Raw genomic sequence first — 13,059 nt, forward strand, 5'->3', positions numbered from 1 at the left:
AACGGGGCGCAGAAATCGACGAGCCTGACACCGCCCCCGGCCCACCGGTGCGCGGCGCGGGCGCAGGCCCTCAGGAGAACCGTCGGTGCCCGCTTCGCTCACCCTCCCGTCCGGCCCATTCAGCGGCGCGTGGCATCGCCTGAGCCCGTTCGCGCGGGCGCAGATTGTCGGCTGGGGCCTGTTCACGCTGGTCGATCTGGTGAACCGGCAGCTCACCTATCAAGATCTCACGGTCGCGCTGGTGATGAGCGCGCTGATTTACCTGCTGCTCGCCGGGCTCTCCACCGGCCTCGGCGGCCTCTATGACCGCGTCTTTCCCCGCACGGTGCTCGGACCGTGGAACGTCGCTGGCATGGCGCTGCTCGCGAGCGGGGCGTCCGCGGTCATCGTTCTCGTCACCGTTCTGGTGCGCCAGAGCTTTGGCTGGAGCATCCCGGACTGGGGCGTGCTGGAGGAGATCGCGCTGCCCTTCACGCATTACGCGGTGGCGCTGACCGGCTGGAGCCTGCTGTTCTTCTGGATCCGCACCGACCGCCAGCGGCAGGCGGCGCATGCGGCGGCGCTCAGCGCCGAGACGCAGATGCTCGCGGCCAAGGCGGAGGCGCTTACTGCGGAAATCCAGCAGCTTCGCCTGCAGATCAACCCGCATTTCCTGTTCAACGCGCTGAACGGGATCGCCGAGGAGGTGCCGGAGCATCCCAAGGCGGCGCTGGCGATGCTGCGCGACCTCACCGACTATCTGCGCCATGTGCTCGCCGGCATCCGCGTGCCCGTGGTGCCGGTGAAAGAAGAGGTGGCCGCCCTAGCCGCCTATCTGCGCATCCAGCAGGCCCGTTTCGGCGCCCGCCTGCGGGTGCGGGTGGAGATGGACCCCGCCGCCGCCGGCCGGCAGATCGCCAACAGCCTGCTCCAGCCGCTGGCCGAGAACGCCGTCGAGCATGGCGACCGCTCGCAGGTGCTGGAACTCACCGTCAGCGTGCGGCTGGAAGGCCCGGCGTTGCGGATCGACATCAGCAATACCGGCCGGTTGGACCCGGCACATCGGCTGCGCGCCGGCCATGGGCTCGGCCTCGCCAATTTGCGCCGGCGTCTTGATGTTCATTATCCCGCGCGGCACGCCTTCAGCCTGCACGAGGCCGCGAGTGGGACCGGGCAGGTCATCGCCACACTTACACTGGAGGGCGACGCGTGCTCCGCGTCCTGATTGCTGATGACGAGCCTCTGGCGCGCCGCGCCCTGCGCCGGCTGCTCGCGGCCCATGCCGATGTCGAGATCGTCGGCGAGGCCGAGAGCGTGGGCGAGGCGGCTGAGCTGCTCGGCCGACTCCAGCCCGATCTCGTCCTCCTCGATATCCAGTTCAACGGCCCTGACGGCTTCGACCTGCTTGCCGCCACGCCGACGCCGCCGCGCGTCATCTTCGTCACCGCCTATGCCGAGTATGCCGTGGAAGCCTTCGCCGTGGAGGCGGTGGACTATCTGCTCAAGCCCGTGGCGCCAGAACGGCTCGACACGGCGCTCGACCGCGTGCGGCGGCTGCTCCCCGCCCATCCGCCCGCCAGCGACATGATGGAGCTGCGCGTGCCCGGCCGCGTGGTGCGCTGCCCGCCCACCGACATTCTCGCCATCGAGGCGGAGGGCGACTTCAGCCGCGTGCATGTCGCCGACCAACCGCCGCTGATGATCCTGCGCAGTGTCGGCCAGTTCGCCGCCAGCCTTCCCTCCCCGCCCTTCCTGCGGCTCGGGCGTTCGATCATCGTCAATTGCGACCGCATCCGCAGCGTCGACACGCGCTCGCGCGATGAGGTGCGGCTTGCCTTGCAGGGAATGGCCGAGCCCATCCGCCTCGGCCGAGCCGCCGCCTCCCGCCTGAAGCAGGCCCTTTCCGGCTCGCGCGACTAGCCGCCATCGCCGCCCCTCGAACCCGCCTCGCCACGTTGAAGACGTTCCCCGGCCCTCGCCTGTCGGCGGGCGGAGCGGGATGCCGCGCGGCGTTTCGCCAGCCCACCGGCCTGCGGTTTTCAACGAAGCGGCCAACGCTGAAAAGTAAAACAGTATGACTATTCAGCCTCTCTAGACTGTGGCATAGATTCCCTGCCGGCAAGCGACCCGACAGTGGCGCGGCGGCACCACCAACGGGAGGACGCCAATGAATTTCAGGGCTTTGCTGCTCGCGACCGCCATAGGCGGCGCGCTTCTGTCCGCCGGCGCGCAGGCCGCGGACCTCACCATCGGTTTCTCGCAGATCGGTTCGGAGTCGGGCTGGCGCGCGGCCGAAACCACCGTTTCCAAGGCCGAGGCCAAGAAGCGGAACATCAATTTCAAGATCGCCGACGCCCAGCAGAAGCAGGAGAACCAGATCAAGGCGATCCGCTCCTTCATCGCGCAGGGCGTGGACGCCATCTTCCTCGCGCCTGTCGTGTCCACCGGCTGGGACTCGGTGCTGAAGGAAGCGCAGGAGGCCAAGATCCCGGTCGTCCTGCTGGATCGCGACATCGATCCCGCTGGCAAAAACCTCTACCTCACCGCCGTGACCTCCGACTCCGTGCATGAAGGCAAGGTCGCCGGTGAGTGGCTGGTGAAGACGGTCGGCTCCAAGCCCTGCAATGTGGTGGAGCTTCAGGGCACAGTCGGCGCTTCCGTCGCCACCAACCGCAAGAAGGGCTTCGAGGACGGCATTGCCGGCGCATCGAACGTCAAGATCATCCGCAGCCAGACCGGCGACTTCACCCGCGCCAAGGGCAAGGAAGTCATGGAGAGCTTCATCAAGGCCGAAGGCGGCGGCAAGAATATCTGCGCGGTCTACGCCCATAATGACGACATGATGGTCGGCGCGATCCAGGCCATGAAGGAAGCCGGCCTGAAGCCCGGGACCGATGTCCTCACCGTCTCCATCGACGCCGTGCCGGACATCTTCAAGGCCATGGCCGCCGGCGAGGCGAACGCGACCGTCGAGCTGACGCCGAACATGGCAGGCCCGGCCTTCGACGCCGTCATCGCCTACAAGACCAAGGGCACCGTGCCGCCCAAGTGGATCCAGACGGAATCCAAGCTCTACACGCAGGCGGATAACCCGAAGGCGATCTACGAGTCGAAGAAAGACCTCGGTTACTGAGCCGGCTCCGCCGCGGGCGCTCCTCGCGCGCCCCCGGTGCCCGCTCCGCGCGGGCCGGCCCTCCTCCGGTCGGCCCGCGCTGTTTTCCAGGCTTGTTCCGAGGTCGCCATGACTGATTTCGACCCAGCCGGCCAAGGCACCGGCATGTCTGGCACCGGCATGTCCGGCGGCGGACCCGCGACCCCATTGGCCGCGCCCCCGCTGCTGGAATTGCGGGGTTTCTCCAAATCCTTCGCCGGCTTCGTCGCGCTCGATCGCGTGGACTTCACCCTGCACCATGGCGAGATCCACGCGCTGCTGGGCGAGAACGGCGCCGGTAAGTCGACGCTCATCAAGGCGATGACCGGCGTCGTGACCCGTGACGCCGGCACGATGCGTCTGGGCGGCGCGGACATCGCCCCCCGTTCGGCGCAGGAGGCCGTCAAGGCCGGCATCGCCACGGTCTATCAGGAAGTGAACCTCGCCCCGAACCTGTCGGTGGCGCAGAACCTGTTCCTCGGCCGGCAGCCCACCCGCTTCGGTCTGGTGCGCGAGGGCGAGATGCGCCGGCGTGCCGAGGTACTGCTCGCCGAGTTCGGCCTCGCCATCGATGTGGCGGCGCCGCTGGAAAGCTACTCGGTCGCCATCCAGCACATCGTCGCCATTGCCCGCGCGGTCGACCAGTCCGCCCGCGTGCTCATCCTCGACGAGCCGACCGCCAGCCTCGACGCGCAGGAGGTGGAGGTGCTGTTCGCGGTGATGCGCCAGCTGAAAGAGCGCGGCATCGGCATCGTCTTCGTCACCCACTTCCTCGATCAGGTCTACGCGATCTGCGACCGTATCACCGTGCTGCGCAATGGCCGGCTGGCCGGCAGCGCGCCCATCGACCAGTTGCCGCGCCTCGATCTGATCCGCCTGATGCTCGGCCGCGAACTCAGCGAGGCGACCGCCGCCCGCCCCGCGCGTATCGCCGGCGAGGAAGGCGCGGCGATTGCGGAATTCGCCGCCTATGGGCGGGGCGGCTATGTCGCGCCCTTCGATCTCACGCTGCGGGCGGGCCATGTGGTCGGCCTTGCCGGGCTGCTCGGCTCGGGGCGAACCGAGACGGCCCGCCTCGTCTTCGGCGCGGTGAAGGCCGATTGCGGTGCCGCTCAGGTCGATGGCCGCGCGGTGGCCATCGGCACGCCCCGCGAGGCCATGCGCCTCGGCTTCGGCTATTGCCCGGAGGAGCGCAAGACCGAAGGCATCGTCGCCGAACTCTCCGTGCGCGAGAACATCGTGCTCGCCTTGCAGGCCCAGCGCGGCATCCTGCGCCCGCTCTCGCGCCGCGAGCAGGACGAGATCGCGGCCCGGTTCATCCGCCTGCTCGACATCCGCCCGCCCGATCCCGAGCGGCCGATCGGCCTGCTCTCCGGCGGCAACCAGCAGAAGGCGCTGCTGGCGCGCTGGCTCGCCACCTCGCCGCGTCTGCTGATCCTTGATGAACCCACGCGCGGCATCGATGTCGGCGCGCATGCGGAGATCATCCGGCTGATCCGCCAGCTCTGCGCCGACGGGCTGGCGCTGCTGGTGGTTTCGTCCGAACTCGACGAGATCGTCACCTATGCCGACGAGGTGATCGTGCTGCGCGACCGCACCCATGTCGCACGCCTGTCGGGCGATGCCATCGACGTGCCGGCCATTCTGGCGGCCATTGCCGACGCCCCCGCGCCGGCGGCAGCGTAGGGAGGGCCGGATGCTCATGAAGCTGCCGCGCATCGGCACCTCGCAGATCGTCGCCCTCGCCCTCATCCTCGCGGCCAACTGGTACGTCTCGCCGCAATTCTTCGACATCCGCCTGCAGGACGGCCGGCTGTTCGGCAGCGTCATCGACGTGCTCAACCGCGGCGCGCCCGTCGCCCTACTGGCGCTCGGCATGGTGCTGGTGATCGCCATGCGGGGCATCGACCTCTCGGTCGGCGCGGTGATGGCGATCTGCGGCGCAATTGCCGCCAGCCTCGCCGACAGCCATCCCCTGCCCGTCGTGCTCGCCGCCGCCTTGGGCGCGGGGCTGCTCTGCGGGCTATGGAACGGCCTGCTGGTGGCGGTGCTCGGCATCCAGCCCATCGTTGCGACGCTGATCCTCATGGTGGCCGGGCGCGGCATCGCCCAGCTCATCACTGAGGGGCGGATCGTCACCTTCACCTCGCCGGAGCTGGCCTTTCTCGGCGGCGGCTCGGTGTTCGGCCTGCCGACGCCGGTGGCGCTGACGCTGGGCATGACCGTGCTCACCCTCATTGTCGTGCGCGGCACCGCGCTGGGCCTGATGATCGAGGCGACCGGCGGCAATCCGCGCGCCAGCGCGCTGGCCGGCATCGGCACCCGGGCCATCACCCTCGCCGTCTATGTCTGGAGCGGGCTCTGCGCCGCGCTGGCCGGCATCGTCGCCGCCGCCGACATTCTCGGCGCCGACGCCAACAATGCCGGGCTGTGGCTGGAGCTCGACGCCATCCTCGCCGTGGTGATCGGCGGCACCTCGCTGTTCGGCGGGCGCTTCTCCATCGTGCTCGCCGTCATCGGCGCCCTCATCATCCAGGCGATGAACACCGGCATCCTGCTCTCCGGCTTTCCGCCGGAGACCAATCTCGTGGTGAAGGCCGTGGTGGTCCTGGCGGTGCTGCTGGCCCAGTCGCCTCGGCTCGGCGGGCATCTGGCGGGGCTGCGTGTGCAGTTCGGCCGGGGCAAGCGGGAAGGAAAATCCTGATGGGCGCGATCTCCCGCCTGACGCCGGTACTGGCGACCACGGTTGTCTTCCTCGTCGGCTTTCTCATCTGCGCGACCATCTACCCGAACTTCGCCTCGCTGCGGGTGGTGATGAACCTGCTGACCGACAACGCCTTTCTCGGCATCGTCGCGGTCGGCATGACCTTCGTCATCATCTCCGGCGGCATCGACCTGTCGGTCGGCTCGGTCATCGGCTTCACCACCGTGTTCCTGGCGCTGGCCATCGAGCGCTGGGGCGTGCCGCCGCTCGCCGCCTTTGTGCTGATCCTCGTGCTCTGCGCCGCCTTCGGGGCGGCGATGGGGGCGATGATCCAGTATTTCGAGCTACCGCCCTTCATCGTCACGCTGGCCGGCATGTTCCTCGCGCGCGGGGTCAGCTTCCTGCTCTCCACCGAGTCGATCCCGATCAATGCCGAGCTCTACGCCACGCTGTCCGACCACGCGATCCGGCTGACGGGCGGGGCGCGGCTGACGGTGCCGGCGATCATCATGCTGGCGGTGGTCGCGGGCGGCATGGTGCTGCTGCACCTCACCCGCTTCGGGGCGAATGTCTATGCGCTCGGCGGCTCGCGCAGCGCGACGGCGCTGATGGGAATCAACGTGCCGCGCACCACGGTGCTGATCTACACCCTGTCGAGCGTGCTCGCGGGACTGTCGGGCATCGTCTTCTCGCTCTACACCTCCTCGGGCTATTCGCTCTCCGCCGTGGGCGTGGAGCTCGACGCGATCGCCGCCGTGGTGATCGGCGGCACGCTGCTCTCGGGCGGTTATGGCTTCGTCATCGGCTCCTTCCTCGGCGTGCTGATCCAGGGGCTGATCCAGACCTATATCAGCTTCGACGGCATGCTCTCGAGCTGGTGGGCGAAGATCGCCACGGGGCTGCTCCTCTTCGTGTTCATCGCCTTTCAGCAGCTGACGCTCCACCTCGCCCGCCGACCCGCGCGCCGGGCACCGGGCGTCGCGCAGGTGTGACGCGCGGCACGGAGTTTGCGAGTATCGTGCGCGAGGGCGACGCGAGCCGCGCCCCTGCGCCGGGCTGTCGCCCGTTGCGTTCCTGACGAGAGATGAACCCGCATGTCCCCGAATACGCAGAAATTCTACATCGACGGCGCCTTCGTCGAGCCGCTGGAGAACCGCCCGCTCGGCGTGGTCGACCCGGCCACCGAACAGGTCTTCGCCACCATTTCGCTCGGCACGCTGGCGGATGTCGACCGTGCCGTCGCGGCGGCGCGCGCGGCCTTTGCCACCTTCCAGTTCAGCACCAAGGATGAGCGCCTCGCCCTCCTCGAGAGCCTCCTCGCGGTCTATGAGCGGCGCTATGAGGATGTCGCGCAGGCGATCAGCCACGAGATGGGCTCCCCCATCGCCCGCGCCCGCGACTCGCAGGCCTATGCCGGCCTCGGCCATCTGAAGGCGACCATCGAGGCGTTCCGCAATTTCGAGTTCGACGAGACGCGCGGCACCACCCGCGTCACCCATGAGCCGGTCGGCGTCGTCGGCCTGATCACGCCATGGAACTGGCCGCTCAACCAGATCATGTGCAAGGTCGCGCCGGCCATTGCCGCCGGCTGCACCATGGTGCTGAAGCCCTCCGAGATCGCGCCGATCTCCGGCATCGTCTTCGCCGAGATCATGCACGAGGCCGGTTTCCCCAAGGGCGTGTTCAATCTGGTGAACGGCACCGGCCCGGAAGTCGGCGCAGCGCTGTCCTCGCATCCCGACATCGACATGGTGTCCTTCACCGGCTCGACGCGCGCCGGCACCGATGTCGCGCGCAATGCCGCGGCGACGGTGAAGCGCGTGGCGCAGGAACTCGGCGGCAAGTCGGCCAACATCATTCTGCCGGACGCGGATCTTGAGACCGCCGTGGCCGAAGGCGTGCGCGCCTGCTTCTCCAATACCGGCCAGTCCTGCGACGCGCCGACCCGTATGCTGGTGCCGGCCGACCGGCATGACGAGGCGCTGGAAATCGCCCGCCGCACGGCGGCGACGGTGCGCGTCGGCTCGCCCACCGACACCGAGACGCAGATCGGCCCGCTGGTGAGCGACGTGCAGTTCGCCAAGGTGCAGGATCTCATCCAGGCCGGCATCGACGAGGGCGCGACCCTGGTGGTCGGTGGCACGGGCAAGCCCGAAGGGCTGGAGACCGGCTATTTCGTGAAGCCGACCGTGTTCGGCCATGTGAAGCCGGGCATGCGCATCGAGCGCGAGGAGATCTTCGGCCCGGTGCTGTCGATCATCCCCTATGACAGCATCGACCAGGCCGTCGCCATCGCCAATGACACGCCCTATGGCCTCGCGGCCTATGTGCAGGGCACGGATATGGACGAGGCCCGCCGCGTGGCGCGGCAGCTTCGCGCCGGCTCGGTCTATCTCAACTACCCGGACTGGGATCTGTTCGCGCCCTTCGGCGGCTACAAGCAGTCCGGTAACGGGCGCGAATATGCTGATTTCGGCCTGCGCGATTTCCTGGAGATCAAGGGCATCGTCGGCTACGGCGCCTGAGCGGACCAGCGCAGCGACAAGCAACGGCCAGGGAACGCCCTGGCCGTGCATCGCAATTAGGCACTGCCGGAAAGCTGGGCGCCAACCAAGCTTCGCCTCTTCGCGATACTTCCACAGGGAAGGCGAGACTTAACCTCGAGTGAGGTCGCTGGATCGGGTTCCAGCCGTCAGCACGAGGTCGCCTTTCATGCCCGCCAATCCCTTCCATCTCGCCTGGTTTCTTCAGGGCTCCAGCATCCAGGCCTGGGGCGAGCCATGGACCGGCAATATCGGTCAGGACTGGATGAGCGCCGATATCTTCGTCGATCTCGTGCGGTCGATGGAGCGGGCCTGCTTCGATTACCTGCTGATCGAGGATTCCATCTATGTCGGGCAGAACTGGCAGAATTCGCGCGACATCTTCCTGAAGGGCGGCATCTGCATTCCCCGTCAGGAACCCAGCGTGGTGGCGACGCTGCTGGCGGCTTCCACCCGCAAGCTCGGCATCGTGCCGACGCTCTCCACCTTCGCTTACCACCCCTACCTCACCGCCCGCATCGTCTCCTCGCTGGACCAGATCTCCGGCGGGCGCGCCGGCTGGAACATGGTGACCGGCTCGTCGGACCTCTCCGCCCAGAATTTCGGCATGGAGAAGCTGCCCGAGCACGACCAGCGCTATGTGATGGCGGAGGAGTACATCGAGATCGTGAAGCGCCTGTGGGGCTCGTGGGAGCCGGGCGCGATCATCGACGACCATGAGAACGGCGTGCTCATCGACCCGGCGAAGGTCCACACCATCGATTATGTGGGCCAGCACTATGCCTCGCGCGGGCCGCTAAACTCCGGTCCCTGCCCGCAGGGCCAGCCGGTGATCGCGCAGGCCGGCGGCTCGAAGAGCGGGCGCAAGATCGCCGCCACCCACGCCAACACCATCGTCGCCGCGCCGAACGGCGTCGCCGCCATGAAGCAGTACCGCGACGATGTGCGCGCGCAGATGGCCGAGCTCGGCCGCAACCCGGACGACTGCAAGATCCTGTTCCTGCTCTCACCCATCGTCGCGGAGACGGAGGACCAGGCGAAATGGGCGGCCGAACAGCGCCGCGTCTCGGCGGCGGAGAATCTCGACGCCCGCATGGCCCGCTTCGGCTGGAGCACCAATCTCGACCTCTCCGGCCTCGACCTCGACACGCCGGTGAGCCAGCTCACGCTCACCACCAATGGCCACCAGTCCAGCCTCTCGCAGTTCCTCACCCGCGCCGGCGACAAGCCGCTGCGCCAGGCGATGATCGACCATGTGAGCTGCGGCTATTGCGTGGACGTGGTGGGCACGCCCGACAGCGTCGCCAGCCAGATGGACGAGATCATGCAGGAGATCGGCGGCGACGGCTTCCTCATCGCGCTCTCCGACGTCTCGCGCCGCTCGGTGTCGACCATCACCGACGGGCTGGTGCCGGTGCTCCAGCGCCGGGGCCTCACCCGCCGGGCCTATTCCCACCAGTTCCTGCGCGACAATTTGCTCGAGTTCTGATCCACGCCGCCCCTTCCCCCAACCATGGAACGACGTCGATGATCTCACGCCTCCCGCACCATCGTCTCCGCCGCGCCGGATCGCTTGCCCTCACGGCTCTCCTGCTCGGCGCCGGCCTCTCCGCGGCCTCCGCCGAGAAGCTCAAGCTCGGCAATGAGGGCGTCTACCCGCCCTTCTCCATGGTGGACGCGTCCGGCAACCTGACCGGCATGGAGCCGGAGCTGGCGCGCGAGATGTGCAAGCGCATCGGCGCCGATTGCGAGATCGTCGTCATGGACTTCAAGGCGCTGATCCCGTCCATGCTGCAGGGCAAGTTCGACGGCATCGTCACCCAGATCTCGCCCACCCCCGAGCGCATGGACAAGGCGCTGTTCGCCATGCCCATCGTCTACAATCCGGCGACCTTCGTGGTGCGCAAGGACAGCAACTACACGCTGACCAAGGAGGGCGTGACCGGCAAGGGGCTGCGCATCGCCCTCCAGCGCGGCGCTTCCATGGTGCCCTACATCCACAAGCACTTCGGCAAGGACACCTTCGTCGAGGTCTATTACGACAATCCCGACCAGATGAAGCTCGATCTGCTGGCCGGCCGCCTCGACCTCATCTTCGATTCCAAGATCAACTGGACGCTGGAGCTGATCGCCAAGCCCGAGGGCAAGGACTACATGCTCGCCGGCGGCGACCACTGGCTCGGTGACCCCGCCATCCCCGAGGCCGAGCGCGGCTATAGCTGGATCTTCCCGAAGAAGAGCGGCGATCTGGTGAAGCGGGTCAATGCCGCGCTCGCCGCGATGATCAAGGACTGCACCTACACCACCATCCGCAAGAAATACGTCCCGGTCGCCACACTGGCGGCGGAAGCCGCCTGCACCACCACCAACTGACGGCGGCGCGCGGGGTTCAGCTCATGACCAACCTCTCCCTCGCCGATATCGCAGGCTATCTGCGCCAGCTCGGCGAGGGGGCGCTGATCACGCTGGAGCTGTTCCTCGCGAGCTTCGCCCTCGCCTTCACCCTCGGCGTGCTCATTGGCGTCGCCACGCTGTCGAAGAGCCGCGTCGTCACCGTCGCCTGGCGGGTCTATGCCTCCATCTTCACCGGCGTGCCCTCGCTGCTGGTGATCTTCCTCGTCTATTACGGCGGCAGCGCCATGCTGGCGGCCCTGTTCGGCGAGTTCGGGGCGAGCATCGACATCTCGCCCTTCGGCGCCGGCGTCGCCGCGCTCGCCATCGTCTATGCCGCCTACATCGCCGAGCTGGTGCGCGGCGCCATCGCCAACCTACCGAAGGGCCAGTTTGAGGCGGCCCGCGCACTCGCCATCCCGCCAGTCATCCTGTGGGGCCGGGTGATCCTGCCGCAGGCCATGCGGCTCGCCTTGCCCGGCCTCGTCAATGTGTGGAGCTTCATGCTCAAGGAGACCCCGCTCGTCTCGCTCGCCGGGCTGCAGGATCTGGTGGCCAGCGCCAAGATCGCGGCGGGCGCGACCAAGGAACCCTTCCTCTTCTTCATCGCCACGGCTTTGGTCTTCATCGCCTTCAGCGCCGCCACATTGAAACTCGCCACGCGGCTGGAGCTCCGGCTCGATCGCGGCCAGCGCCGCGACACCGCCCGCGTGCAGGCCGGGATGGAGGCATGAGCGGCTTGCCCGTCGATCTCGCCCTCGCCTGGGAAAGCCTGCCGGCCCTGCTGCAGGGGCTGAAGGTCACGGTGCTGGTGACGCTGCTGCCGATGGCCCTCGGCCTCGCCCTGGCCTTCCCCGTCTGCTTCGCGCGGATGTCGGAGCGCCGCTGGCTCTCCCTGCCGGCGGAGATCTTCGTGGTGTTCTTCCGCGGCGCGCCGGTGCTGATCCTGCTCTACCTCGTCTATTACGGGCTGGGCCAGATCGAGGCGCTGCGCAACGGGCCGCTCTGGCTGCTGTTCGGCTCGCCGCTCGGCTGCGCCCTCGTCGCCTTCGGGCTGAACCACGCCGCCTATATGGCGGAGATCCTGCGCGGCAGCCTGCTGGCCGTGCCGCATGGGCTCATCGAGGCCAGCGAGGCGCTCGGCATCACCCGGCGCAACGTCTTCATCTGGGTGAAGATGCCGCTGGCCATCCGCTACGGGCTGAAGGCCTATCAGAATGAGGTGGTGAGCTTCATCAAGGGCACGGCCATCGTCTCGGTGGTCACGCTGACCGACCTCACCGCCGTGGCGAACGGCATCTTCGAGCAGACCTATGATCCCTTCACCCCCATCCTCTGCGCGGCGGCGCTGTACTGGGCCTATGTGAACCTCATCCGCCTCGCCTTCGCCGGCTGGGGGCGCTGGCTCGACCGTCACAAGGATGACGACGCGGCCGCGACCACCGCCCTGCCCGACCGCGCCGCACCCCGCCCGGTGGCGCTCAGCAAGGAGGCGTCATGAACCCGTCCGCTCAGGAGCCATTAGCCGCGCCCGCCTCGCCGGCCATCGCCATCGCCGGACTGGTGAAACGCTATGGCGCGCATCGGGCGCTGGATGGCGTCGATCTCGACGTGCGGCGCGGCGAGAAGGTGGTGATCTGCGGCCCGTCCGGCTCGGGCAAATCCACGCTGATCCGCTGCATCAACGCACTGGAGCGGCACGATGGCGGGCGCATCGTCGTCAACGGCATCGAGCTGACGGCGGATGAAGGCACTGTGCAGGACATCCGGCAGGAAGTCGGCATGGTGTTCCAGCACTTCAACCTGTTCCCGCATCTCACGGCGCTGGAAAACTGCATGCTGGCGCCGCGCCTCAATCGGGGCCTGGCGAAGGATCAGGCGGCGCGGCTCGCGATGCGCCATCTGGAGCGTGTGGGCTTGGCCGATCTCGCCGGCCGCTACCCCGGCCGCCTCTCCGGCGGGCAGCAGCAGCGCGTCGCCATCGCCCGCGCGCTGTGCATGGAGCCGCGCATCCTGCTGTTCGACGAGCCGACCTCCGCCCTCGACCCGGAAATGGTGAAGGAGGTACTGGGCGTGCTGGAGGAACTGGCGGAGAGCGGCGTCACCATGATCTGCGTCACCCATGAGATGGGCTTCGCGCGCCGGGTCGCCGACCGCTGCGTCTTCATGGATGGAGGGCGCATCCTTGAGGAGGCCACAGCGCGGGATTTCTTCGCGACGCCGAAAAGCGAGCGTCTGCAGCACTTCCTCGCGCAAATCCTGCGCTGACGGGCAAATCCTGTTCTGACGGG

Annotated in this window: 12 protein-coding genes; all 12 read left to right on the plus strand. The window is 68.0% G+C overall.

Annotated elements, in window-relative coordinates; all coding sequences use genetic code 11:
• Positions 1 to 85 precede the first annotated feature (85 nt).
• The 12 genes from OU996_RS16300 to OU996_RS16355 all read left to right on the plus strand — a co-directional run bounded on the left by OU996_RS16300 (position 86) and on the right by OU996_RS16355 (position 13,036).
• Positions 86 to 1,204 carry a sensor histidine kinase gene (locus tag OU996_RS16300; protein ID WP_267582661.1) on the plus strand — a complete coding sequence of 373 codons (1,119 nt, stop codon included), beginning with the start codon at positions 86 to 88 and terminating at the stop codon, positions 1,202 to 1,204.
• Positions 1,189 to 1,899, plus strand: a complete 711-nt coding sequence (locus OU996_RS16305; protein WP_267582662.1) for a LytR/AlgR family response regulator transcription factor — start codon at positions 1,189 to 1,191, stop codon at positions 1,897 to 1,899. The genes OU996_RS16300 and OU996_RS16305 overlap by 16 nt, the downstream gene beginning before the upstream one ends.
• A 247-nt stretch (positions 1,900 to 2,146) precedes the next feature.
• On the plus strand, positions 2,147 to 3,112 hold the full coding sequence (gene ytfQ, locus OU996_RS16310) for a galactofuranose ABC transporter, galactofuranose-binding protein YtfQ (RefSeq protein WP_267582663.1): 966 nt from the start codon (positions 2,147 to 2,149) through the stop codon (positions 3,110 to 3,112).
• 159 nt (positions 3,113 to 3,271) lie between these two features.
• On the plus strand, positions 3,272 to 4,816 hold the full coding sequence (locus OU996_RS16315) for a sugar ABC transporter ATP-binding protein (protein ID WP_267585732.1): 1,545 nt from the start codon (positions 3,272 to 3,274) through the stop codon (positions 4,814 to 4,816).
• A 10-nt stretch (positions 4,817 to 4,826) separates the two neighbouring features.
• Positions 4,827 to 5,834: an ABC transporter permease gene (locus OU996_RS16320; protein WP_267582664.1), complete on the plus strand. Its 1,008-nt coding sequence runs from the start codon at positions 4,827 to 4,829 to the stop codon at positions 5,832 to 5,834.
• An 8-nt stretch (positions 5,835 to 5,842) separates the two neighbouring features.
• The gene (yjfF, locus tag OU996_RS16325) at positions 5,843 to 6,826 is read left to right on the plus strand and encodes a galactofuranose ABC transporter, permease protein YjfF (RefSeq protein ID WP_267585733.1); all 984 of its coding nucleotides are present in this window, start codon (positions 5,843 to 5,845) and stop codon (positions 6,824 to 6,826) included.
• A 102-nt stretch (positions 6,827 to 6,928) separates the two neighbouring features.
• On the plus strand, positions 6,929 to 8,359 hold the full coding sequence (locus OU996_RS16330) for an aldehyde dehydrogenase family protein (protein ID WP_267582665.1): 1,431 nt from the start codon (positions 6,929 to 6,931) through the stop codon (positions 8,357 to 8,359).
• A gap of 187 nt (positions 8,360 to 8,546) precedes the next feature.
• Positions 8,547 to 9,866, plus strand: a complete 1,320-nt coding sequence (locus tag OU996_RS16335; RefSeq protein ID WP_267582666.1) for an NtaA/DmoA family FMN-dependent monooxygenase — start codon at positions 8,547 to 8,549, stop codon at positions 9,864 to 9,866.
• 38 nt (positions 9,867 to 9,904) lie between these two features.
• Positions 9,905 to 10,750, plus strand: coding sequence for a transporter substrate-binding domain-containing protein (locus tag OU996_RS16340; RefSeq protein WP_267582667.1), 846 nt, complete (start codon positions 9,905 to 9,907; stop codon positions 10,748 to 10,750).
• 23 nt (positions 10,751 to 10,773) lie between these two features.
• Positions 10,774 to 11,502: an ABC transporter permease gene (locus tag OU996_RS16345; RefSeq protein ID WP_267582668.1), complete on the plus strand. Its 729-nt coding sequence runs from the start codon at positions 10,774 to 10,776 to the stop codon at positions 11,500 to 11,502.
• Positions 11,499 to 12,269: an ABC transporter permease gene (locus OU996_RS16350; protein ID WP_267582669.1), complete on the plus strand. Its 771-nt coding sequence runs from the start codon at positions 11,499 to 11,501 to the stop codon at positions 12,267 to 12,269. The genes OU996_RS16345 and OU996_RS16350 overlap by 4 nt, the downstream gene beginning before the upstream one ends.
• Positions 12,266 to 13,036 carry an amino acid ABC transporter ATP-binding protein gene (locus OU996_RS16355; RefSeq protein ID WP_267582670.1) on the plus strand — a complete coding sequence of 257 codons (771 nt, stop codon included), beginning with the start codon at positions 12,266 to 12,268 and terminating at the stop codon, positions 13,034 to 13,036. Before OU996_RS16350 ends, OU996_RS16355 begins: the two co-directional genes overlap by 4 nt.
• Positions 13,037 to 13,059 lie beyond the last annotated feature (23 nt).

It is taken from the genome of Ancylobacter sp. SL191, assembly GCF_026625645.1.
In the GTDB taxonomy this organism is placed as follows: domain Bacteria; phylum Pseudomonadota; class Alphaproteobacteria; order Rhizobiales; family Xanthobacteraceae; genus Ancylobacter.

What these genes read in the sequence shown, in the direction of transcription:
- ytfQ (WP_267582663.1), top strand. Translation starts at nt 2,147, where the DNA reads ATGAATTTCAGGGCTTTGCTGCTCGCGACCGCCATAGGCGGCGCGCTT.
- OU996_RS16315 (WP_267585732.1), top strand. Translation starts at nt 3,272, where the DNA reads ATGTCCGGCGGCGGACCCGCGACCCCATTGGCCGCGCCCCCGCTGCTG.
- OU996_RS16320 (WP_267582664.1), top strand. Translation starts at nt 4,827, where the DNA reads ATGCTCATGAAGCTGCCGCGCATCGGCACCTCGCAGATCGTCGCCCTC.
- OU996_RS16330 (WP_267582665.1), top strand. Translation starts at nt 6,929, where the DNA reads ATGTCCCCGAATACGCAGAAATTCTACATCGACGGCGCCTTCGTCGAG.
- OU996_RS16335 (WP_267582666.1), top strand. Translation starts at nt 8,547, where the DNA reads ATGCCCGCCAATCCCTTCCATCTCGCCTGGTTTCTTCAGGGCTCCAGC.
- OU996_RS16340 (WP_267582667.1), top strand. Translation starts at nt 9,905, where the DNA reads ATGATCTCACGCCTCCCGCACCATCGTCTCCGCCGCGCCGGATCGCTT.
- OU996_RS16345 (WP_267582668.1), top strand. Translation starts at nt 10,774, where the DNA reads ATGACCAACCTCTCCCTCGCCGATATCGCAGGCTATCTGCGCCAGCTC.
- OU996_RS16350 (WP_267582669.1), top strand. Translation starts at nt 11,499, where the DNA reads ATGAGCGGCTTGCCCGTCGATCTCGCCCTCGCCTGGGAAAGCCTGCCG.
- OU996_RS16355 (WP_267582670.1), top strand. Translation starts at nt 12,266, where the DNA reads ATGAACCCGTCCGCTCAGGAGCCATTAGCCGCGCCCGCCTCGCCGGCC.